This is a genomic window from Devosia submarina, from assembly GCF_003056345.1.
In the GTDB taxonomy this organism is placed as follows: Bacteria; Pseudomonadota; Alphaproteobacteria; order Rhizobiales; family Devosiaceae; genus Devosia; species Devosia submarina.
This window is the reverse complement of sequence record NZ_PYWB01000008.1, coordinates 157,721-178,849: the sequence shown is the minus strand read 5'-3', so window position 1 is coordinate 178,849 and position 21,129 is coordinate 157,721. Positions and strand designations below refer to the sequence as shown.

The 21,129-nt window shown below is 61.9% G+C and carries 17 protein-coding genes and 2 tRNA genes; 10 read left to right on the top strand and 9 right to left on the bottom strand.

Features of this window, described 5'->3' with window-relative positions; all coding sequences use genetic code 11:
• Positions 1 to 10: 10 nt before the first annotated feature.
• Together DDE77_RS13520 and DDE77_RS13515 are read left to right on the top strand one after the other, a co-directional pair.
• Positions 11 to 463: an NfeD family protein gene (locus tag DDE77_RS13520; RefSeq protein ID WP_108398007.1), complete on the top strand. Its 453-nt coding sequence runs from the start codon at positions 11 to 13 to the stop codon at positions 461 to 463.
• Positions 464 to 571: 108 nt separating this feature from the next.
• Positions 572 to 1,852: an outer membrane beta-barrel protein gene (locus DDE77_RS13515; protein WP_157959827.1), complete on the top strand. Its 1,281-nt coding sequence runs from the start codon at positions 572 to 574 to the stop codon at positions 1,850 to 1,852.
• On the opposite strand, the gene galU is transcribed toward DDE77_RS13515, so the two are convergent.
• The gene (gene galU, locus DDE77_RS13510) at positions 1,849 to 2,733 is read right to left on the bottom strand and encodes a UTP--glucose-1-phosphate uridylyltransferase GalU (RefSeq protein WP_108398005.1); all 885 of its coding nucleotides are present in this window, start codon (positions 2,731 to 2,733) and stop codon (positions 1,849 to 1,851) included. The two genes, DDE77_RS13515 and galU, sit on opposite strands and share 4 nt — an antisense overlap.
• A gap of 96 nt (positions 2,734 to 2,829) precedes the next feature.
• Between galU and galE the strand changes: the two genes are divergently transcribed.
• From galE to DDE77_RS13495, 3 genes are all read left to right on the top strand, one after another.
• Complete coding sequence (gene galE / locus DDE77_RS13505; RefSeq protein WP_108398004.1) at positions 2,830 to 3,816, top strand: UDP-glucose 4-epimerase GalE; 987 nt, start codon at positions 2,830 to 2,832, stop codon at positions 3,814 to 3,816.
• 8 nt (positions 3,817 to 3,824) lie between these two features.
• Entirely contained in the window at positions 3,825 to 5,024 is a 1,200-nt protein-coding gene (locus DDE77_RS13500; protein WP_108398003.1) for a lytic murein transglycosylase, read from the top strand.
• A 73-nt stretch (positions 5,025 to 5,097) separates the two neighbouring features.
• The gene (locus DDE77_RS13495) at positions 5,098 to 6,315 is read left to right on the top strand and encodes an SGNH/GDSL hydrolase family protein (protein WP_108398002.1); all 1,218 of its coding nucleotides are present in this window, start codon (positions 5,098 to 5,100) and stop codon (positions 6,313 to 6,315) included.
• Here the strand turns inward: DDE77_RS13495 and hpt are convergent.
• The 6 genes from hpt to DDE77_RS13460 form a co-directional block, all read right to left on the bottom strand.
• Positions 6,312 to 6,857, bottom strand: coding sequence for a hypoxanthine phosphoribosyltransferase (gene hpt / locus DDE77_RS13490; protein ID WP_108398001.1), 546 nt, complete (start codon positions 6,855 to 6,857; stop codon positions 6,312 to 6,314). The genes DDE77_RS13495 and hpt overlap by 4 nt on opposite strands.
• A 246-nt stretch (positions 6,858 to 7,103) precedes the next feature.
• Positions 7,104 to 8,531 carry a glutamate synthase subunit beta gene (locus DDE77_RS13485; RefSeq protein ID WP_108397999.1) on the bottom strand — a complete coding sequence of 476 codons (1,428 nt, stop codon included), beginning with the start codon at positions 8,529 to 8,531 and terminating at the stop codon, positions 7,104 to 7,106.
• A 270-nt stretch (positions 8,532 to 8,801) separates the two neighbouring features.
• Entirely contained in the window at positions 8,802 to 13,517 is a 4,716-nt protein-coding gene (gltB, locus tag DDE77_RS13475; protein ID WP_108397996.1) for a glutamate synthase large subunit, read from the bottom strand.
• A 388-nt stretch (positions 13,518 to 13,905) separates the two neighbouring features.
• Positions 13,906 to 14,433, bottom strand: a complete 528-nt coding sequence (locus tag DDE77_RS13470; protein WP_108397994.1) for a dihydrofolate reductase family protein — start codon at positions 14,431 to 14,433, stop codon at positions 13,906 to 13,908.
• Positions 14,434 to 14,484: 51 nt separating this feature from the next.
• Positions 14,485 to 14,961 carry a DNA starvation/stationary phase protection protein Dps gene (dps, locus tag DDE77_RS13465; protein WP_108397993.1) on the bottom strand — a complete coding sequence of 159 codons (477 nt, stop codon included), beginning with the start codon at positions 14,959 to 14,961 and terminating at the stop codon, positions 14,485 to 14,487.
• Between the two features lie 133 nt (positions 14,962 to 15,094).
• Positions 15,095 to 15,553: an Hsp20 family protein gene (locus tag DDE77_RS13460; RefSeq protein ID WP_108397991.1), complete on the bottom strand. Its 459-nt coding sequence runs from the start codon at positions 15,551 to 15,553 to the stop codon at positions 15,095 to 15,097.
• A 643-nt stretch (positions 15,554 to 16,196) separates the two neighbouring features.
• Between DDE77_RS13460 and DDE77_RS13455 the strand changes: the two genes are divergently transcribed.
• The gene (locus DDE77_RS13455; protein ID WP_157959826.1) at positions 16,197 to 17,165 is read left to right on the top strand and encodes an alpha/beta hydrolase; all 969 of its coding nucleotides are present in this window, start codon (positions 16,197 to 16,199) and stop codon (positions 17,163 to 17,165) included.
• Between the two features lie 143 nt (positions 17,166 to 17,308).
• Here DDE77_RS13455 and hisN read toward each other — a convergent pair whose 3' ends face one another.
• Together hisN and DDE77_RS13445 are read right to left on the bottom strand one after the other, a co-directional pair.
• Complete coding sequence (hisN, locus tag DDE77_RS13450; RefSeq protein WP_108397989.1) at positions 17,309 to 18,097, bottom strand: histidinol-phosphatase; 789 nt, start codon at positions 18,095 to 18,097, stop codon at positions 17,309 to 17,311.
• Between the two features lie 451 nt (positions 18,098 to 18,548).
• On the bottom strand, positions 18,549 to 19,445 hold the full coding sequence (locus DDE77_RS13445) for an N-formylglutamate amidohydrolase (protein ID WP_245895250.1): 897 nt from the start codon (positions 19,443 to 19,445) through the stop codon (positions 18,549 to 18,551).
• 195 nt (positions 19,446 to 19,640) lie between these two features.
• Here DDE77_RS13445 and cpdR point away from each other — a divergent pair, with 195 nt between their 5' ends.
• The 4 genes from cpdR (at position 19,641) to msrB (ending at position 21,121) form a co-directional block, all read left to right on the top strand.
• Positions 19,641 to 20,000, top strand: a complete 360-nt coding sequence (gene cpdR / locus DDE77_RS13440) for a cell cycle two-component system response regulator CpdR (protein WP_046105558.1) — start codon at positions 19,641 to 19,643, stop codon at positions 19,998 to 20,000.
• Between the two features lie 270 nt (positions 20,001 to 20,270).
• Positions 20,271 to 20,345 (top strand) — tRNA-Val (locus DDE77_RS13435).
• 28 nt (positions 20,346 to 20,373) lie between these two features.
• Positions 20,374 to 20,448: transfer RNA gene (locus DDE77_RS13430), tRNA-Val, on the top strand.
• A gap of 268 nt (positions 20,449 to 20,716) precedes the next feature.
• Positions 20,717 to 21,121: a peptide-methionine (R)-S-oxide reductase MsrB gene (msrB, locus tag DDE77_RS13425; RefSeq protein ID WP_108397987.1), complete on the top strand. Its 405-nt coding sequence runs from the start codon at positions 20,717 to 20,719 to the stop codon at positions 21,119 to 21,121.
• Positions 21,122 to 21,129 lie beyond the last annotated feature (8 nt).

Here is a 21,129-nt window from a genome sequence, read left to right as displayed (position 1 = left end):
CAAGACGGCGATGCAGATCATCGAGTTCATTGCTGCAAATGGCCCGTGGTCTTGGATCGTGGCGGGCCTTGTGCTGCTCGCGCTTGAGCTGGTTCTGCCCGGCGGGTTCCTTCTTTGGATGGGGATTGCCGGGATCGTCACCGGCGCCATGCTGTTTTTCCAGCCCATGGGCTGGCCGCTGCAATGGTTGATCTTCGGGGTTCTCTCGCTTGCCGCCATCCTGGTCTGGTTGCGCTATAGCCGCAGCAGGCCGCAGGCGACGGACCGGCCTCTCCTTAACCAGCGCGCCGACCAGCTGGTCGGGCAGGAGGCCGTGCTGGAGCAGCCTATTGCGCAGGGCTATGGGCGCATCGTGCTGGGCGACACGCTGTGGCGGGTGTCGGGCCCGGACCTGCCGGCTGGAGCAAAGGTCAGGATTGTTGGAAGTTCTGGCGCTGTTTTGGCGGTTGAGCCTGTGGGCTGAGCCGTAAGGGGCAACGCTTCCTTAACCATAAAATGAAAGGGTCAGTTCGTCCCGGCGCTGCGCCGGGGGGCGCGCCCATACGTGCCCAACAGCTTGGCGGAGCGGATATTGTCCCTGGCAGTGCAGCACATGGTCTTGCGACTGGGCGCCCTTTGCGTCCTGTGCTTGTCTGCGCCTGTTCTTGCCGCTTCGGATCACGCGAGCGGGGATGGTTCGGACGCCGACAATGAGCGCCTGCAGGCTGGCGTCTTTCCGGCGGAACCGGTCCTGGCGAGCGGCGAGACGCTGCGCGAGCCCTATCATCCGTTCTTCGACATTGACTGGTCCACATCCCTGCGCGGCACCTATACCGAGGGGACCGGAGGGGAGCGCTTCGATGTTCGCCTTGTGCCGACAATCAGCTTCGACCATCAGGGCAGCCGTTCGGCGATCAATATCACCGGCAGCGCCGAGATGGTGCGTCCCCGCGACGAAAAGATCGATGTAAGCGCCTTGCGGCTTGATTTGTCCGGTGGATACCAGCTCGACAGCGTGACCGCGCTTCAAGCCAACGCCAATCTGACGCTGACCCAGGATATCGCCGGAACGCCAGGTGTTGGCAGCGACGTTTTGGTGGCGCCCGAAGAGCGCAGCGCAGGCTTTGATCTTGGTATTGCCCGGCAGTTCGGCCGCTTCAATGTTGGGGTGACCGGTGCCGTGCAGCGCTCGGTTTATGGCGACACGGTTCGCAGCGATGGCACAGTCTTTGACAATAGCGACCAGGATGTCTGGTCATTGGATACGGGGCTTCGCCTAGGGCTGCAGGCGACGCCGATCTTTGAGGTATTTACCCAGGCAAGCCTTGGCCGGGATGTGTTCGACCAACCCTCATCGGTTCTGCTGATCAAGACAGATGCCAATGATGCTTCCATTGAAGGTGGCGTTACCGGCCGGTGGAACGACAGGCTCGAGGCGACTGTTTCAACCGGGCTCAACCTGCGCCGCTTCGATGATGAGAGCCTTGGGGAAGTAACGAGCCGGCTTTATGACGCCAGCGTCACCTATAGGCCCGATCCAACCTGGGAATTCAGGGCTGGGTTCAGCACGATCGTTGCCCCGCCAGGGCCGGGTGGGTCGGGCACGACGCGGGTCGAATATGCCGCCGATCTCGATGTTGCCTACAAGGTCAATTCCTGGCTCGACCTGCGGGCGCAGGCGAACTGGAGCACGGCCCGGTTTGCGGGCTCGAGCGAAACCGAACGCGGCTATGGCTGGGGCGTGGGGGGCGACTACAATGTCAACGCCCACACCGCCGTTACGGCCGATTACCACTACGGCAAGACCAGGAACTCGACGGATGGTGTCGAGGACGCCCACAGGATCAGCATGGGCGTCACTGTTTCACGCTAGAGGTGGTCGCCGAGATCAAGCTTGCGCAATTCCTTGACGAAGCCGTCGCGAATGTCGTCGCGGTCCAGCGCGAAGATCACGTTGGCTGTGAGAAAGCCCAGCTTGGAGCCGCAGTCGAAGACCTTGCCGTCATATTTGACGCCCGTGAAAGGCTGCTGCTCCATGAGCACTTTCATGGAATCGGTGATCTGGATTTCCCCGCCTGCGCCTTTTTCCTGCTCGCTGAGGAGCGAAAAGATTTCCGGCTGCAGGATATAGCGGCCTGAGATGAAGAGGTTGGAAGGTGCTTCGCCGACCTTGGGCTTTTCGACCATGCCATTGATGGGGAAGCCTGTATCCGGGCCCTCACCGCGCTCGATGATGCCGTAGCTGGACACTTCGCTGGGGTCGCATTCCTCGACGCCAATGATGTTGCCGCCATGCTGTTCATAGGCATCCATCATCTGGCGCAGGACGCCGGGATTGGCGCGGAATACCATGTCGGGCAGGAGGAGGGCGAAGGGATTGTCGCCAACGATGTCACGCGCGCACCAGACGGCATGGCCAAGGCCCAAAGGCTCCTGCTGGCGGGTGAAGCTGGTGCGGCCAGCCGAGGGCAGTTCCTTGCGCAGTTCGGCCAGGGCCGCAGTCTTGCCGCGGTTTTCCAGCGTGGTCTCGAGTTCGAACTGGCGATCGAAATGGTCCTCGATCACGCCCTTGTTGCGGCCGGTGACGAAAACGAAATGCTCGATACCCGCTTCACGGGCTTCGTCCACGGCGTATTGGATCAGCGGACGGTCAACAACGGTCAGCATTTCCTTGGGCATCGCCTTGGTGGCAGGCAGGAAACGTGTTCCAAGGCCAGCGACGGGAAAGACGGCTGTTCTGACGCGTTTGGGCAAGACAGGCACTCCATTCTTTGAATTGGCGTAAAGTTATAGCAATCTCTGCCCAATAACATCACGCGGAATAAGTGTTTACATAGTAGGGGTTAACGCATGGCAGTCCTGGTGACCGGCGGGGCAGGGTATATCGGCAGCCACATGGTCCTTAATTTGGCCGACAGCGGCGAAAAGGTCGTGGTGCTGGACAATCTTTCTACCGGCTTTGACTGGGCGATTGATGGGCGGGCGATTTTCGAGCAGGGCCATGCGGGTGATACGGCCTTGGTGCGCGGCTTGATCGACAAGCATGGCATCAATGAGATCATCCACTTTGCCGGCTCGATCGTGGTGCCGGAATCAGTGGCCGATCCCCTGAAATATTACGCCAACAACACCGCGACCTCGCGCAATCTGATCGAGGCGGCGGTGCAGGGTGGCGTGCAGAGCTTCATCTTCTCGTCCACGGCGGCTGTTTACGGCATGACCGGGCTGGAGCCGGTTGTGGAGACAACGCCGCTCAGCCCCATGTCGCCTTATGGGCGGTCCAAGCTGATGACCGAGATGATGCTGGCCGATGTTGCGGCTGCGCACCCGCTTCGATTTGGCGTCCTGCGCTATTTCAACGTCGCGGGCGCCGATCCGGGCAAGCGAAGCGGGCAGTCGACGCCGTTTGCGACGCATTTGATCAAGGTGGCGTGCCAGACAGCGCTAGGGCAGCGCGAGAAGATGGATATCTTCGGCACGGATTACGAAACGCCCGACGGAACCTGCGTGCGCGATTATATCCATGTGACTGATTTGATTGCGGCTCATGCCTTGCTGCTCAAGCATTTGCGGGCGGGCGGGGAGAGCACGACCATTAACTGCGCCTATGGGCAGGGCTATTCGGTGCGCCAGGTGGTGGAAACCGTGCGGCGAGTGTCTGGCGTGGAGTTCCGCGTAGACGAAGGCCCACGGCGGCCCGGGGATCCGGCTTCGGTCACCGCAACGGGCCAGAAGGCACGTGAATTGCTGGGCTGGGTACCCCAACATGATGATCTCGAAGGGATCGTTCAATCTGCCTATGCCTGGGAACGGCATTTGATGACCCGCAACCGATAGAGGCCCTTATGCGCGTTCTTGCCCTTTGGCTCCTGCTGCTCGCTACGCCGGCATGGGCGCAGCCGAGGGAGAGCTTTGAAAGCTTTCTGGCTGATTTTCGCAGCACGGCGCTCGATGCCGGGGTGAGCGCGCGCACCTATGACACCGCAATGGCAGGCCTGACGCCCGATCCGCGCGTGCCGGATCTGGTGTCGAGCCAGCCCGAGTTTACCACCACGATGTGGGACTATATCGAAGGGCGGGTGACGGCTGGACGGGTGGAGCGGGGCAAAGCAGCGATCGGGCGCAACAGCCAGCTGTTTGCCTCCATCGGGCAGAGCTATGGCGTCGACCCTTATGTGCTGGGCGCCATCTGGGGCATGGAAACCGATTATGGCTCGGTTCTAGGAGACAGCAAGTTGATCCGCCCGATCGTGCGCTCGCTGGCAACGCTGGTGCATCAGCGCCGCTCGCGCTTCAAGGAGGATGCCGCCGACCTCGTGGCGGCGCTGCAACTGGTGGAGCGTGGGCCGCTGGATGCGCAGGAACTGGTGGGGTCCTGGGCTGGAGCCATCGGGCATTTGCAGGTGAACCCGTCCAATGTGGTGGCGCATGGCACCGATGGAGATGGGGATGGGCGGGTGGATCTGCACAATTCGCTGGCCGATGCACTGGCAACCAGCGCACGCTTCCTGCGGGCGCTTGGTTATCAGCCGGGCGTTGACTGGGGCATGGAAGTGGTGGTGCCCGAAGGGTTCGACTATCTGCTGGCGACGCGAACGGAGCTGCGGCCAGTGCGGTTTTTTGCCGAGCGCGGCATTGTACGCGTGGCCGGGCGGCAGTTTGCCGATCCGAACCTTCCGGTGTTTTTGTATGTGCCGGCAGGCAAGGATGGCCCCAAGTTCCTGATGACGCAGAACTATCTGGTGCTGAAGGGCTATAATTTCTCCGATAGCTACGCCATGAGCGTCGCCCACATGACCGACCGGCTCAAGGGCGGGGGTGCGTTTGTGGATGACTGGCCGCGGGGAACGGCGTTTCCGAATTTGGCGCAGCGCAAGGGCATTCAGGAAGCCCTGATCCGGTTGGGGCTCTACCAGGGTGCCGTGGATGGGCGATTGGGGCCGATCACGCAGGAGGCCTATGCGCGGTTCCAGGCGGCGCGCGGCGAGGTGGCCGATGGGTTCATCACGCGGGCGGCTTATGAGGCCCTCCAGGCGGCGCGGTAAACTTGCGGCGACGGGATTGGCCCTCGTGCGTTGTGTTTGCTAGAACCGGCTGCGCCATCGATACGAGGCTGAAGTGAAAAACTGGGTTGTTGCACTGGTGATCGGCATGCTCGTCCTTGTGGACGTGGCGCCGGCCTTTGCCCAGGCCGAATGGCGGATCGAGCTGGCGCAGCAGCAAAAGCGGCGCACGCTGTTCGACATGCTGTTTGGCGAGGAAGAAGTTGTGCGCCAGCCGCCGCGCGTGCAGCGGCAGCAGCAAGAGCAGCGCCAACCCCGGCGCACGCAGCCGCGCCAGCAACAACAGCAGCGCCAGGCGGCGCCCGCGCCCGTTCAGCCGCCACCCAAGCCGAAGGTGGAAAAGGCGGAGGACGCAACGCGCTTGGCAGTGTTCGGGGATTCGCTCGCGACGGACCTCAGCAAGGGCTTGGAACGGTTCTATGCCGAGGACCCCAATCTTGTGGTTCTTGACCAGAGTGTCGATTCTTCCGGCTTCGTTCGGAGCGATTTCTTCAATTGGAACAATGCTATAGACGAGCAGATCAGCAAAAACAGCTTTGATCTGGCGGTGGTGGTCATTGGCATCAATGACCGGCAGCCATTGAGTGTGGACGGCAAGACCTATGAGCCGCTGACGGACGAATGGAACGCTGCCTACCAGGCGCGCATCACCGAATTCCTGGGTAAGCTACGAGCGGCGCGCAAGCCGGTGATCTGGGTTGGCCTGCCGCCCATGGCCAAGAGCCAATACTCGGCGGCGATCAGCCAGATCAGCAATATCCAGCGGCTGGCGAGCTTTTCGGGCGGGGCGGAGTTCCTGGAAATCTATGAGCGCTTCCTGGGGGAAGACGGGAAGTACTCATCCTATGGCCCTGATGTGAGTGGGCAAAATGCGCAGATGCGCAAGGATGACGGTATTCATTTCACCTCCGCGGGTGCCGACAAGCTTGCATTCTACCTTAGCCAATCGATCCAGACCTTTTATCGCGGAGGCTCAGGCGTGTCGCTGGCCGTGGCCGATCCGCTGGCTGGCACCGATGCCGCTGCCATGTTGCGCCCGCCCTATCAGGGCCTGGGACAGATTCGGTTGCTGGAGGTTGCCGGCGCCGTGATCCCCTTGAGCCGGGCACCGCAGCGGGCAGGGGATTTGTTGAGTGCCAATGCCGTGCAGGTGCCTCCGCCGCCCTTTGCGCTGGACCAATTGGTGCGGGCGCCCATCGGGCGTGCCGACGCGTTCGGCGTGGGGATAGATCCTGCAGCCGAGCCTGAGCCGGAGCAGCCGGCGGCGCCTTAGTTTTCCTCGGTGAAGCGAACGGCGCCGATATGGGGCAAATTGCGGTTGCGTTGGGCATAGTCGATACCATAACCCACCACGAACCGGTCGGGGATATCAAAGCCAACCCATTTGGCCTGCACGTCTGTTTCGCGCCGTGAGGGCTTGTTGAGCAGGGCACAGACTTCCACGCGGCGGGGGTGGCGGGTCTCAAGGATTTCGAGCACGTGCTTGAGCGTGTAGCCGGTGTCGATAATGTCTTCCACAACCAGGACGTCACGCCCCGCGATTTCGCCACGCAAGTCCTTGAGAATACGCACTTCCCGGCTTGATACGGTCGAATTTCCATAGGACGAGGCTTCCAGGAAATCGACTTCGACGGGAAGCTGAATCTCGCGCACGAGGTCGGCGATGAAGATGAAGGAGCCGCGCAGGAGCCCGACGACAACGAGCTTGTCGGTGTCGGCGTAGAAGGTGGATATCTCCTTGGCGAGGGCCTCGACGCGGGCGGCGATGGCTTTGGCGGAGATCAGTTCATCGACGATATAGGGCTTCTGGGTCATGGCGAATCCTGCTCGCGGCACGTGGTGATGCGGTGTAGCAGATTGCGCATTGGTGCTAACAGACTGTTAGCGCTGAGAGTGGCGTTGGTGGAATAGGTTTCCAGCCAGGCCTGAAGCTGCGTCGTCATTGCCCGGCTGGTCCGGGCAATCCATCTTCGGGCCCTGAGCGGAGAGTGGATCACCCGGACAAGCCGGGTGATGACGGTGGTGGAGAGGCTGGGCGCAGCCGAGGGTCGTGTGGTGCCGTTAGCGCGGCAGGTCGGTCTTGCCCATCAGGTCGAAGTCGATGGAGCGGGCGGCCTGGCGGCCTTCGCGGATGGCCCAGACGACAAGGGACTGGCCGCGGCGCATGTCGCCGGCGGCGTAAACCTTGGGAACGGTCGTCTTGTAGCTCAGCGTGTCGGCAAAAAGATTGCCGCGCTTGTCGAGCTGGGCGCCCAGTTCGGTCAGCATGCCTTCCTGCACGGGACCGGCAAAGCCGATGGCGAGGAGGACAAGGTCGGCCTTGATGATGAATTCGGTGCCGGGGATCGGCTGGCGCTTGCGATCGACGCGGGCGCATTCGACGCCCGTGACCTCGCCCTTGCTGTTGCCGATGATCCGCATGGTGCCGGCCGCGAATTCACGGATGGCGCCTTCGGCCTGGGAGGACGAGGTGCGCATCTTGACCGCCCAATTTGGCCAGTTGGTCAGCTTGTTTTCAAGCTCTGGCGGCATGGGGCGGACGTCGAGCTGGGTAACGGCGATGGCGCCCTGGCGGAAGCTCGTGCCGACGCAGTCCGACGCCGTATCGCCGCCGCCCACCACAACGACATGCTTGCCAGCAGCGGTCAGCTGGAACTGGTCCGAAATGTCCTCCCCGCCAAGGCGGCGGTTCTGCTGCACAAGGAAAGGCATGGCGTAATGCACGCCATTGAGTTCGGTGCCTTCGGATTCCACGGCGCGCGGCTTTTCAGCACCGCCGCTGAGCAGCACGGCGTCGTACTGGGCCTGCAGTTCGCTGAGCGGGCGGGTCACACCGATGTTCTCGACATAATGGAAGGTGACGCCTTCGGCTTCCATCTGACCTACGCGGAAGTCGATATGGTCCTTTTCCATCTTGAAGTCGGGGATGCCATAGCGCATGAGGCCGCCGGCCTTGGGCTCGCGCTCATAGACATGGACGTCGTGGCCGGCGCGGGCGAGTTGCTGGGCCGCGGCCATGCCGGCAGGGCCCGAGCCGACAATGGCGACGCGCTTGCCCGTCTTGTTCGGGTTGATCTGGGGCTGGGCCCAGCCGCTGCGGATGGCGCGGTCGGCGATGGCCTGCTCGATGGTCTTGATGGCGACCGGCACGTCTTCCAGATTGAGCGTGCAGGCTTCCTCGCAGGGGGCGGGGCAGATGCGGCCGGTGAATTCCGGGAAGTTGTTGGTGGAATGAAGGTTCCGCGCCGCCTCTTCCCAGTCGTTGTTGTAGACGAGGTCGTTCCAGTCCGGGATCTGGTTGTGAACCGGGCAGCCGGTGTCGCCATGGCAAAACGGAATGCCGCAATCCATGCAGCGCGCCGCCTGGTCGACAATGCGCCCTTCGGACATCGGGATGGTGAATTCACCAAAGTGCCGGATGCGGTCGGAAGCGGGTTCGTAGCGCGGTTCTTCACGCTCGATCTCGAGAAAGCCTGTTACTTTACCCATGGCTTGTCTCCCTGGAATTGGTTTGGTTGGTGCGGTGGAACTGGATCGCGCCAAGTTCGCCGAACGGTACCTCCCCCTGGACGGGGGAGGCTAGGAGGGGGTGCTGAGAGCCATGATGTTCGGGCTCTCGCCCCCCACCCTTGATCGCCATTCGAGCAAAGCTCTCATGGCCTTCGTGCCTAGGATTGCTCCACTGGAGCAATCCTGCCCTTCGGGCCGGCTCGAAGCCCCGCAAGGGGGAGGGTGTCGACTGAAGCATCTGCGCCATCATCATTCAGCCGCCATCACACTGGCGCCGCCGGCGCGCTTTCGTTCCATTTCCTGGATGGCGCGGCGGTATTCCACGGGCATGACCTTGACGAATTTCGGCCGCATCTCGACCCAGTGGTCGAGGATGTATTTGGCGCGATCCGATCCGGTGTAGTGCAGATGGTTGGAGATCAGCTGATGGAGGCGCTCGTCGTCATGCTTGGTCATGTCGCCCGAGATGTCGACTCGCCCATGCCATTCGAGGTCTCCGCCGTGGTGGTGGAGCTTTTGCATGAGCTGCTCTTCCTCGGCCACGGGCTCGAGATCGACCATGGCGAGGTTGCAGCGCTCGCGGAAGGTTTCGTCTTCGTCGAGCACATAGGCCACGCCACCCGACATGCCGGCAGCAAAGTTACGGCCGGTGGGGCCGATGACGACGACGACGCCGCCGGTCATGTATTCGCAGCCGTGATCACCCGTGCCTTCGACGACCGCGATGGCACCCGAATTGCGGACGGCAAAGCGTTCGCCGGCCACGCCGCGGAAGTAGCACTCGCCGGCAATCGCGCCATACAGCACCGTATTGCCTACGATGATCGACTCGCATGGCTCAAAGCTCACCTTGTCGGAGGGGCGCACGACGATGCGACCGCCTGAAAGGCCCTTGCCCACATAGTCGTTGGCATCGCCCACCATGTCGATGGAAATGCCGCGGGCGAGGAAGGCGCCGAACGCCTGACCGGCCGTGCCATGAAGCTTGATGGAGATGGTGTCCTCGGGCAGCCCCTCATGGCCGTACTTCTTGGCGAGGGCTCCCGAGAGCATGGCGCCGGCGGAGCGGTCGCGGCTCTTGATGGGCAGCTCGATCTGGACAGGCGTGCCATTTTGGAGGGCTGGCTGGGCCAGTTCGATCAGCTTGCGATCGAGCACGGCTTCCAGATGGTGGTTCTGCCGCTCGGAATTAAAGAGCGTATCGCCACCCAGGGGTTCGGGCTTGAAGAAGAGCTTGGAGAGATCGATGCCCTCGCTCTTCCAATGGTCGGCCAGCTTGCGCTGGTCGAGCAGGTCGGAACGACCGATCAGCTCCTTTAGCGTGCGAGCACCCAGAGAGGCCATCAGGCCGCGCAATTCTTCGGCGATAAAGAAGAAGTAGTTGATGACGTGCTCGGGCGTGCCCTTGAAGCGCTTGCGCAGCACCGGATCCTGGGTGGCGACGCCAACCGGGCAGGTGTTGAGGTGGCACTTGCGCATCATGATGCAGCCCGCCGCAATCAGCGGCGCGGTGGAAAAGCCGAACTCGTCGGCACCCAGGAGCGCACCGATCAGGACGTCACGCCCGGTCTTGAGGCCGCCATCGACCTGAAGGACGACGCGCGAGCGCAGGCGGTTGAGCACCAGGGTCTGGTGAGTTTCGGCAAGCCCGATTTCCCATGGGCCACCGGCATGCTTGAGCGAGGTCAGGGGCGAAGCGCCTGTGCCACCGTCATAGCCCGAAACGGTGATGTGGTCGGCGCGCGCCTTGGCAACGCCAGCCGCAACCGTGCCAACACCGACTTCGGACACCAGCTTGACCGAGATGTCAGCCTCTTCATTGACGTTCTTGAGATCGTAAATGAGCTGGGCGAGATCTTCGATGGAATAGATGTCGTGGTGCGGCGGCGGGGAAATGAGGCCCACGCCCGGGGTCGAGTGACGGGTCTTGGCAACGATCCAGTCGACCTTGTGGCCGGGCAATTGCCCGCCTTCGCCGGGCTTGGCACCCTGCGCGACCTTGATCTGGAGCTGGTCGGCGTTAACGAGATATTCGGTGGTGACGCCGAAGCGGCCCGAGGCGATCTGCTTGATGGCCGAACGCAGGGGGTTGCGCGAACCATCGGGCAGGGGCTTGTAGCGGTCGGGTTCCTCGCCGCCTTCGCCGGTGTTTGACTTGCCGCCAATGCGGTTCATCGCCTGGGCGAGGGTGGTGTGGGCTTCGCGCGAGATGGAGCCAAAGCTCATGGCGCCGGTGACGAAGCGCTTGACCAATTCGACCGCCGGCTCGACTTCCTCGAGCGGGACGGCTTCGCCCAGCGGCTTGATGTCAAAGAGATTGCGAATGGCAAGGTAGCCATTTTCGCCCTCGTTCACCCGGCGGGCAAAGCTGTTGTAGCGGTCCTGCGCGGTTTCGGGGGAATCGTCCTTGGTGCGGACGGCGTGCTGGAGATCCGCAACAACGTCCGGGCTCCAGGCATGCTTTTCGCCGCGGATGCGATAGGCATATTCGCCGCCCACATCGAGCGCCTTGCGCAGGACGATGTTGTCGCCAAAGGCGAGGTCGTGGCGGCGGACGGTTTCCTCCGAGATCTCGCGCAGGCCCACGCCCTCGATGGAGGTGGCTGTGCCAAAGAAATACTTGCCGACGAAATCGGAGTTGAGGCCGACGGCGTCGAAGATCTGGGCGCCGCAGTACGACTGGTAGGTCGAAATGCCCATCTTGCTCATGACCTTGAGCAGGCCCTTACCCACCGACTTGATGTAGCGGTAAACCACTTCATCGGCCGAGACTTCGTCGGGGTAGTTGCCCTCGGCATGGAGCGACTGGAGCGCTTCAAAGGCAAGATAGGGGTTGATGGCTTCGGCGCCATAGCCGGCCAGCATCGCGAAATGGTGGATTTCGCGCGCTTCGCCGGTTTCCACCACAAGGCCGGTGGAAGTGCGCAGGCCCTTGCGGATCAGGTGATGGTGCACGGCGGCAAGTGCAAGCAGGGTAGGGATATCCAGCCGGTCGGCCGCCACGAGGCGGTCGGACAGGATGATGATGTTGTATTCGCCCCGCACGGCATCTTCGGCAGCCTGGCACAGCCGATCGATGGCCGCTTCCATGCCGGCAGCACCTTCGGACTTGGGATAGGTGATGTCGAGCGTCTTGGTCTTGAACTGGTTTGACTCGATCTCGCCAATGCCGCGGATCTTTTCGAGATCCTCATTGGTCAAGATCGGCTGGCGCACTTCGAGGCGCTTCACCGTCGAAAGGCCTTCAAGGTCAAACAGGTTCGGGCGCGGGCCGATAAAGGAGACCAGGCTCATCACCGATTCCTCGCGGATCGGATCGATGGGCGGGTTGGTGACCTGGGCGAAGTTCTGCTTGAAATAGGTGTAGAGGAGCTTCGACTGGTTCGAGAGCGCCGAAATGGGCGTGTCCGTACCCATCGAGCCCACGGCTTCCTGGCCGGTGGTGGCCATGGGCGCCATCAGGAGCTTGATGTCTTCCTGGGTATAGGCAAATGCCTGTAGGCGGTCGAGCAGGGCTTCGGTGGGTTCCGGGGCCTTGGGCGCAACTGGGGGCAGGTCTTCCAGCACGATCTGGGTGCGGGCGAGCCAATCGGCATAGGGGTTTGCGGTGGCCAGCGTTGCCTTGATCTCGTCGTCGGAGATGATGCGGCCCTGTTCGAGGTCGATCAGCAGCATGCGGCCGGGCTGCAGGCGCCAGCGCTCGACAATGTCCTCGTCGGGAATGTCGAGCACGCCCGATTCCGAGGCAAGGACGACGTGGCCTTCCCGGGTGACGAGATAGCGGGCGGGGCGCAGGCCGTTGCGGTCCAACGTTGCCACGACATAACGGCCGTCCGAGATGGACATGGCGGCCGGACCATCCCAGGGCTCCATCAGGGAGGCATGGTATTGGTAGAAGGCGCGGCGCTTTTCATCCATGAGCGGATTGCCGGCCCAGGCTTCGGGCACCAGCATCATGGCGGCGTGGGGCAGGGGATAGCCACCGCGCACCAGGAATTCGAGCGCGTTGTCAAAGCATGCCGTGTCGGACTGGCCCTCGTAGGAAATCGGCCAGAGCTTGGCGATATCGTCGCCGAAATAGCGGGAATGAACCGACGCCTGGCGGGCCGCCATCCAGTTGACGTTGCCACGGATGGTGTTGATTTCACCATTGTGGGTGGTCATGCGGTAGGGGTGCGCCAGCTTCCAGGACGGGAAGGTGTTGGTGGAAAAGCGCTGGTGAACCAGGGCGATGGCCGATTCAAAGCTTTCGTCGCTGAGGTCTGGGTAGAAGGCCTTGAGCTGGGCGGCCAGGAACATGCCCTTGTAGACGAGCGTGCGCGCCGACATGGACACGACGTAAAAGCCGTTGTCGCTGTTGCTCTCGGGAACGTCGCGATAAACGGTATTGGAGATAACCTTGCGCACGATCAGGAGCTTGCGCTCGAATTCATCCAGCGTCAGGCCCTCGGGGCGCGCGATCACCATCTGCTCGATGATGGGCTGGGTGGCGATGACGCCGGCGCTCAGAGGGGAATTGTCGGTAGGAACGACGCGCTCGCCCAGGAGCTGCAGGCCTTCGCTCGCGATGCAGTTGCGCACGGCATCGGCGCAACGATCGCGCAAGGCGGCGTCGTTGGGGTAAAAGATCATCGCTACGGCGTAGTGATGCTTTTCGGGCAAGGGAAAGGGGAGGACCTTCGCAAAGAAGGCATGTGGGGTCTGCACAAGGATCCCGGCGCCATCGCCCATGAGAGGATCCGCGCCAACTGCGCCACGGTGTTCCAGATTTTCGAGGATTTCCAAGCCCTTCTGCACCACTTCGTGGCTGGGCTTGTTCTTGATGTTGGCAATCATGCCGATGCCGCAGGCATCATGTTCGTTTTTAGGATCGTAAAGACCTTGTGCCGCCGGCCGTCCCTGATCAGGGCCGGCGGCCTGCTGACGTGTTGGCGTTTGGTTCGATCCCGTGGGGCTGATAACCATGGTGCAAGTCCCTTAATCTGAGGCCCCGAAGGGCTGGATGACGTCCTGGCGTTTGGCGCCAGATAGTGGGGACACGTCTAGCCTGCGGGTCGTACGATGTACGGCTCGGAGAGCACGAATGTCCATTCCAAGGGTGGCGGCACTGCATCCAAATGGCCGCACGTAATTCGGACTATCTTAGTCCCGCCTGTTCGTTTCCGCTAATAGCATAGCGGGCCAGCCGAACCAGCGTGCGCACTGACCGCGGAGAGCGGGGCGACGCGTCAGATAGGACAGCCTAGCTGCCCTAACGCGGCGACATTTGCATAATTCCAAACCAGGAGCAAGCGGAATTGATGATGTCCTATAGGAGATTTCCAGCTGGGCTATAGGAAAGCGTAGGAAAGGCTCACGGGCGCTGCCAGTGGGTAAGGGTCACGGCGGCATGGGAATCCAGGATTTCCCAGCTTTGGGGAAGCAGACCATGCTGGGCGAGGACGAGGCGCGGGTGCCCGGCGGAAAAGCAAGGCAGGCCAGTGGGTAAAAGCAGGATTTGCTGCTCGGCCAGCTCAAAGGCGGTGAAAAGATCAACAAAAAGATCGAATACGCCGGTGATAGCCACGGTGCCGTTCTGAAGACCAAGGGTTTTGGCGGCTTGGGGAAAGCTAATACCAGCGGGGTTCCAGAGGGTGGAATTGGCGTCATTGGGATCATCAGCCAATGGGGAAACGCTTCTTGTGACAACAAGGCGGCGGCGGCCGGGATTGGGAAAGCGATCGTGTGCCTGGCGGCCAAGGACCACCAGGTCGGAGCGATCGAGTGCAGCCTGGAAATGGTGCCAATCGGCGTCGTTGCGCAGGCGGGGCGGGATCAGCCCGTCCGCGCCAGCGATCTTGCCGTCTACCGAAACGATGGCGTGGCCGATGATCTGCAGCATCGATTCTCCCCCAAGGCAGGGGGCATCCCTGCCACAGGCTTGAGGAGAAGGCTATTCAAGGTGTGACTTGATGAACCAGAGGTCCTTGTCGAGCTCGCGCGAAAAGGCGGTGAGGATATCGGCCGCATCGGCGTCACCGGCTTCTTCGGTCGCATCAATATCCTGGCGCACCTGATTGGCCAGAAGCGCGTAGCGATCGGCCAGGGCACGGAGATGGTCTTCGATCCTGCGGATTTCGGTGGGGTAGGGCTCGAGCTTGCTGGAACGGGCGACCACCTGCGAAGTGCCCAGGGCAATGCCGTCGAGCTGGGCCACGCGCTCGGCAATGGTGTCGACATGGGTGTCCACGGCGGCGCGGAAAAGATCCAGCATTTCATGGATCGCGATGAACTCGCGACCCTTGAGGTTCCAATGGGCCTGCTTGATGATCAGGGACAGATCGATAGCGTCGGCGAGCCGGGCGTTCAGGATGTCGATAACGGCGGACTTGGCATTGTTGCCGGCAAGGGCAATCGATGGGGTGGCCATGTGGGCAATTCCTTTATGGAGGGAGGGTGTTGCCCAATCAACCGCGCCCCCGCATGCAGAGTTCCCCCATGCAGCAAAAAGGCGCAGCCCTTGGTGGACTGCGCCCTCTATCAGGCCTGCGAACCGGTCGGAATTAGTTGACCGACTGGTCCTCGATGGTCGGCTGGGCAGCGCCATTGATCTGGATGGTGCGCGGCTTCTTGCTTTCAGGCAGTTCGCGCTTCAGTTCCAGATGCAGCAAGCCGTTTTCCAGGGTTGCGCCCTGAACCTCGACATAGTCGGCCAGCTGGAAGCGCAGCTCGAAAGCGCGTTCGGCAATGCCGCGATGGAGGAATTCACGGGTCTTGTCACCCTGGGTTTCAGGCTTTGCACCCTTGACCACGAGGCTGTTTTCCTTGGTTTCGATGGCGATGTCGCCATTGCCAAAACCAGCTACGGCAATCGAGATGCGGTAGGCGTCATCGCCCGTGCGCTCGATATTGTAGGGGGGGTATGTCTTGGCTTCCTGCCCGACAAGAGTGTCGAGGCGGTTGAACAGGCGATCGAAACCAACCGTGGAACGATAGAAGGGGGAAAAGTCGATGGTCTGCATTTGTCACATTCTCCGTAAAGCAACGTGGATAGACCCGGTGGTCTCGTGTCCGTGCTCCCTCCATGAGGCGAGCATTGGATCTGGAGGCCGGGGTTCCCGGTAAGCCGGCGAACGAGTGAGATATGGGGGTGGGAGGGAGGGGTTCAAGGGGGGTGTTCTCTGCGGCGAGATGAAAATTTTTTCTTTGATGCGGCAGTTGTTTGAAGCCGGATTTCGGTACGAGTACGGGCCTCACCCTCCCCCTTGCGGGGAGGGCTGGGGTGGGGGGTGAGAGCCAGGATATCGGGGCCAGTCTCCCCCCACCCTGACCCTCCCCGCGGAGGGGGAGGGTGTCGACTGAAAGCTCCGTTTTGTTGGACCGGAAGTGTGGCCTTCTCGCCTCCAGTCGCTCCAGGTGAGTGATCAGCTCTTCGGGGCGGCTCGAAGATGAACCGAATATGAACGGCCTATACCGGTTGAGTTCAGATGTGGTGGCCTACAAGGACGCATGTGCTGGGGGACACCCCGGTACGCCCCAAGACGGTCCATCACCCGCCCCCCGCATGGATCGTCAAAAGAAGAGCCAGTGTCCCTCGGGATGCTGGCTTTCTTTTTTGCTGCGGTCTGGTCTAAGACGATGGCGCATTCGAGCCAGGATTTGTTGATGAACGCCGTTGTCGATCCCAAAGGGCCGAGCCTGGTCAGTATCCCCTCCAACCCTGTTCCCGAGGGCGCGCGGGTCGGGTTCTTTCGCACCAGCGACAAGGTTCAGCTGCGCTATGCGCTGTGGCCCCGTTCGGAGGGCAAGCACCGGGGGACGGTGTGCCTGGTGCAGGGGCGGACCGAGTTCATCGAGAAATATTTCGAAACCATAGAGGATTTTCGCAAGCGGGGCTTTTCCGTTGCGACCTTTGACTGGCGCGGGCAGGGCGGCTCGGAGCGACTGATCGGCAGCAAGCTGGGCTATGTCGACCGCTTCGAGGATTATTGGTGTGACCTCAAGAGCTTTCACGCCGAGATCCTCCTGCCCGATTGTCCGCCGCCTTTTTACCTTGTGGGGCATTCCATGGGCGGGCTTGCCGCTCTATTTGCCGCGGTCAACGACCGGCTGATGTTTGACCGGGTGTTTTTGTCGGCGCCGATGCTGGCGCTGGATGGACAGCCCATGAGCATGAAGAATATGGGCCGGCTCTGCGAGGCGCTGAGCTTTTTGGGGCTGGGGCGGTTGCCGGTGGGGCGTGGTTCGGACCGGGCCGCAACGGAAGCCAATTTTCCCGGCAATCCACTGACCAGCGACCGCAAGCGCTACATGCGCATGCTCGAGGTGCTGAAGGCGCGGCCCGAACTGGAGGTCAAGGCGCCCACAATCCGGTGGGCCGCGGCGGCAATGTCGGCCATGGCCGAGGCAGGGAGCGATGATTTCCCGCCAAAAGTGCGGATGCCCCTGCTGATGCTGGCGGCCGCGCGGGACGAGGTGGTTTCCACAGCGGCGATCGAGCAATTGGGGCTGCAGCTGCGCACGGGACGCCATGTGGTGGTCGCGGGGGCGCGACATGAATTGTTTATGGAAAATGATGTGATCCGCGCGCAGGTGCTAGCGGCGTTTGATGCGTTTATTACGGATCAGAGTTAGGGAACAGGGTAGTTCCTGAGACCTCATGCTGAGCTTGTCCAAGGACGAGGTCGGGCGAGTGGAGGCGCTGGGGCACGCCCTCGTGGTTCGACAAGCTCACCATGAGGGCTACTGAGCGATGGCTATAGCTTGGACCCTCTAATCTAGCTCGCATTGATCAGCGTGAGGGCTTTTTCCAGCAATTCCGGCGTTGCGGCAGCCACGACGTTGCCGCCGCCGGTGGGGTCGCTGCCGTCCCAGCAGCTAATGGCGCCGCCGGCTTGGCTGATGATGGGGACGAGGGCAGCGATATCGTAGGTGTTGAGGAACGGCTCCACCACGAGATCGGCATGGCCGGCAGCAAGGAGGGCATAGCCATAGCAATCCATGCCGAAACGCTGCAGGCGCGTGGCGGCTTCGACCGCTTGCCATTTGCCCATGAGTTCAGGCGTGCGGAACAGCGATGGGGTGGTCGTAAAGACCTTGGCTTGGGCGAGATCGGTTCGGCCGCTGGTGCGCAGGGGTGTGGTCTGTTCATTGCGGCGGTAAAAGGCGCCGGCGGGTGTCGCCCAGAAGGTTTCGCCGATAAAGGGCTGGCTCATGAGGCCGGCAATGGCGACGCCGTCCTGAGCGAAGCCGATCAGCGTGCCCCAGACGGGGGCGCCGGAAATAAAGGCACGGGTGCCGTCTACAGGGTCGATGATCCAGGTGAAGGGGCCCTCGCCCGTGATACCCCATTCCTCCCCGATAATGGCATGGTCGGGAAAGGCTTGGGCGATAACGGCGCGGATGGCGGTTTCGGCGCCGCGATCAGCTTCAGTGACGGGGTCAAAGCCCGATTGGAGCTTGTTGTCGATGCCCAGCTCGGTGCGAAAGAGAGGAAGCGTTTGCGCGGCGGCGGCTTCAGCTGCGGCAAGCAGGATGGCTTCAACTTTGGGCAGATCAATGGGCATGGATGGGTCCGGGGCACGGCCTCGTGGGTTCCTGTGGGCTCACCATGAGGTCTACTGGGGGTGCGGGCGTTTTAGCGGGGTTGTGGGGGATTGGCTATGGGGGTTCGGCTCTGGTGACTTCCTCCCGGCCTATGCCAGGAAGGTAGGGCAAGGAGGGTGGCCCCAGCATCGGGGCTCCCGCACCCCCTCCCAGCCTCCCCCGTCGAGGGGGAGGTGCTGTTGGGTGCTTGAGGGTCTCCCAGTGGGCCTCATCCTGAGCTTGTCGAAGGACGAGGGCGTGGCACCCAACACTCCACTCGCGCGCTCTGGTGGTTCGACAGGCTCACCATGAGGGCTACTTGCCACCAGGAGGCGGGCTGAACCGATCCCTTGCGGCTGGAGAAAGATCTCGAGATGGGCCCCGGGTCAAGACCCGGGGTGACATCGTGTATGTAGAGGGCTTGGTAGACGGCTATTCCGCCGCGAGTTTTTCCGCGATGCCCTGGCCGGCGACGAGGGCGGGCAGGTCTAGATCGATCAGGGCGAAGATCAGGCGGTCGATGATGTTGACGATGGCCGCAAAGCCCTCGTTTTTGGCGAGGGTCACCTCGTTCATGTAGAGGTGGCGGCTGATTTCGATCTGGAGGGCATGCACGCCATGTTGCGGGCGGCCGTAGGAGCGAGTGACGAAGCCGCCGGCATAGGGGCGATTGCGCGCGACACGCAGGCCCGCCCCGGTGAAAAGGGTTTCAACGAGATCGATCAGCGCGGGAGCGCAGGTGGTGCCGTAGCGATCGCCAAGCACGATATCGGGGGCGGCCTTGTCGCCGGTGCGGTTGATGCGGGGCATGGAATGGCAATCGATCAGCAAGGCCACGCCAAAGGCGGACATGGCTTCGCCCAATAGCTTCTGGAGAGCTGCGTGATAGGGGTGGTAGATCCCCTCAATGCGCATGCGCGCGTCTTCTAGTGTCAACCGTTCGCGGTAGATGGGTTTGTTTTCAGCCACGACGCGAGCCAGGGTGCCCAAGCCTGCGGCAACGCGGGGTGAAGTGGTGTTGAACCGGTCGGACAGGGGCTCGACGAACATGGCGGGATCAAGTTCCCAGGGCTCGCGATTGACGTCGAGATAGGCGCGGGGGAAATGGGCGCGCAGCAAGGGGGCGCCGAGATGGGGGCCACGGGCGAAGATTTCATCGACCCAGGCGTCCTCGGACTGGCGAATCGAGAGGTGATCCAGCCGGGTCATGGCCAGAAAGCGTTCGGGATAAACGCGGCCGGAATGGGCAGAGTTGAACACCACGGGCGAAACCAGGCGGCGCGGCCGGATGGTTTCAAATGCTGGCTGATCCCAATAGTCGGACCGCACGCTGCCTCCCCTTGGGGCGCCACCCATGCGGCGCCGAACTGATTTGCGTAATCACTGTCGCGCTTTACCGGGGAAATGTCCAGATTGTCACAGTTTTGTCTGCCGAAAACGAGCGGCGTTTGCAGATCGGCAAACTTGCCTTAAACATCCCGCACTATGATCCGACTCACTAAGGCGTAAGGCCCGGAGATGTTGATGAAACGCATTCTGCTCGCGGAAGACGATAATGACATGCGCCAGTTTTTGACGCGTGCGCTTAAAAACGCGGGCTATGAAGTGGTGTCGTTCGACAATGGGCTGAGCGCCTATGAACGCCTGCGCGAGGAGCCGTTCTCCTTGCTTTTGAGCGACATCGTGATGCCCGAAATGGACGGGATCGAGCTGGCGCGGCGCGCGACTGAACTCGATCCGGATCTCAAGGTGATGTTTATCACCGGCTTTGCTGCCGTGGCGCTGAACCCCGACAGCGACGCGCCCAAGGATGCCTCTGTGCTGAGCAAGCCGTTTCACCTCAAGGATCTGGTGAACGAGGTGGAGCGGCTGCTGGCGGCCTGAGGGGCGGCAGGGCGTGCGTTTAGGCACAGTGTCCCCCGGGCTCGGTCCGGGGTCCATCCATGGACAAGCGTGGTGGTCGGTTGAGCCGGCTCGCGGCTGGAGATAGATATCGAGATGGATCCCGGCTCAAGGCCGGGATGACATTGTGGAGGCGGAGGCATCGAGTTTCCACACAGCCGCATAAGTTGAAACAGACCTCTTGACCCCTGACCGGGTTTTATGGTCTATCCGCGCCACTGGAACGGTTCAGCCGTTCCTTCCCGGAGAGATGGGCGTATAGCTCAGCGGGAGAGCACCTCGTTGACATCGAGGGGGTCACAAGTTCGATCCTTGTTACGCCCACCATCTCTCTTAAGACTTTCGCTTCGGCGATGGGAGTATAGCTCAGCGGGAGAGCATTCGCTTCACACGCGAAGGGTCACAAGTTCAATCCTTGTTACTCCCACCATTCACCTCATTCTCGATCTGGGGCGGTCTGCAAATGAGCAAGCCCTGCGCTTCCGGTGCTCACGTGCTCATGCACGCTGCGCTCCGGTACTCGGCCATGGGCCATTTTCGTCTCGCCCGGGATCGAAACTGAGGCGAATGGTGCCCGCCACTCACTTGGAGCGGCAGGTCAGCTTTCACCTTGGCTTGATGGGGTAGGGCTCGCAGTGCGGCGCGGGACGCACTATATCTGCGCCATGTTCACTTTCTGGAAAAGGCGGGAGAACCCGATGGACGCTCATACTTTTGCTGTGACGCGCACCGATGCCGAGTGGCGCGCGCGGCTGACGCCCGAGCAATACCAGGTGATGCGCAACCATGGCACCGAACGCCCCGGTTCGTGCGCGCTGCTGCATGAAACGCGTGCGGGGACGTTTTCCTGTGCGGGATGCGATAGTCCGCTGTTTGAATCGACGCTGAAATTCGAAAGCGGCACGGGCTGGCCGAGCTTCAATGATCCGCTGCCTGGTTCGGTGGAAACGAGCGAAGACCGCTCCTATGGGATGGTGCGCACGGAGTGCCATTGCGCGACATGCGGGAGCCATTTGGGGCACGTGTTCCCCGATGGTCCGCCGCCGACTGGTTTGCGCTATTGCATTAATGGCGTGGCGCTGAATTTCGTCCCTGCCGAATAAGTCGAAAG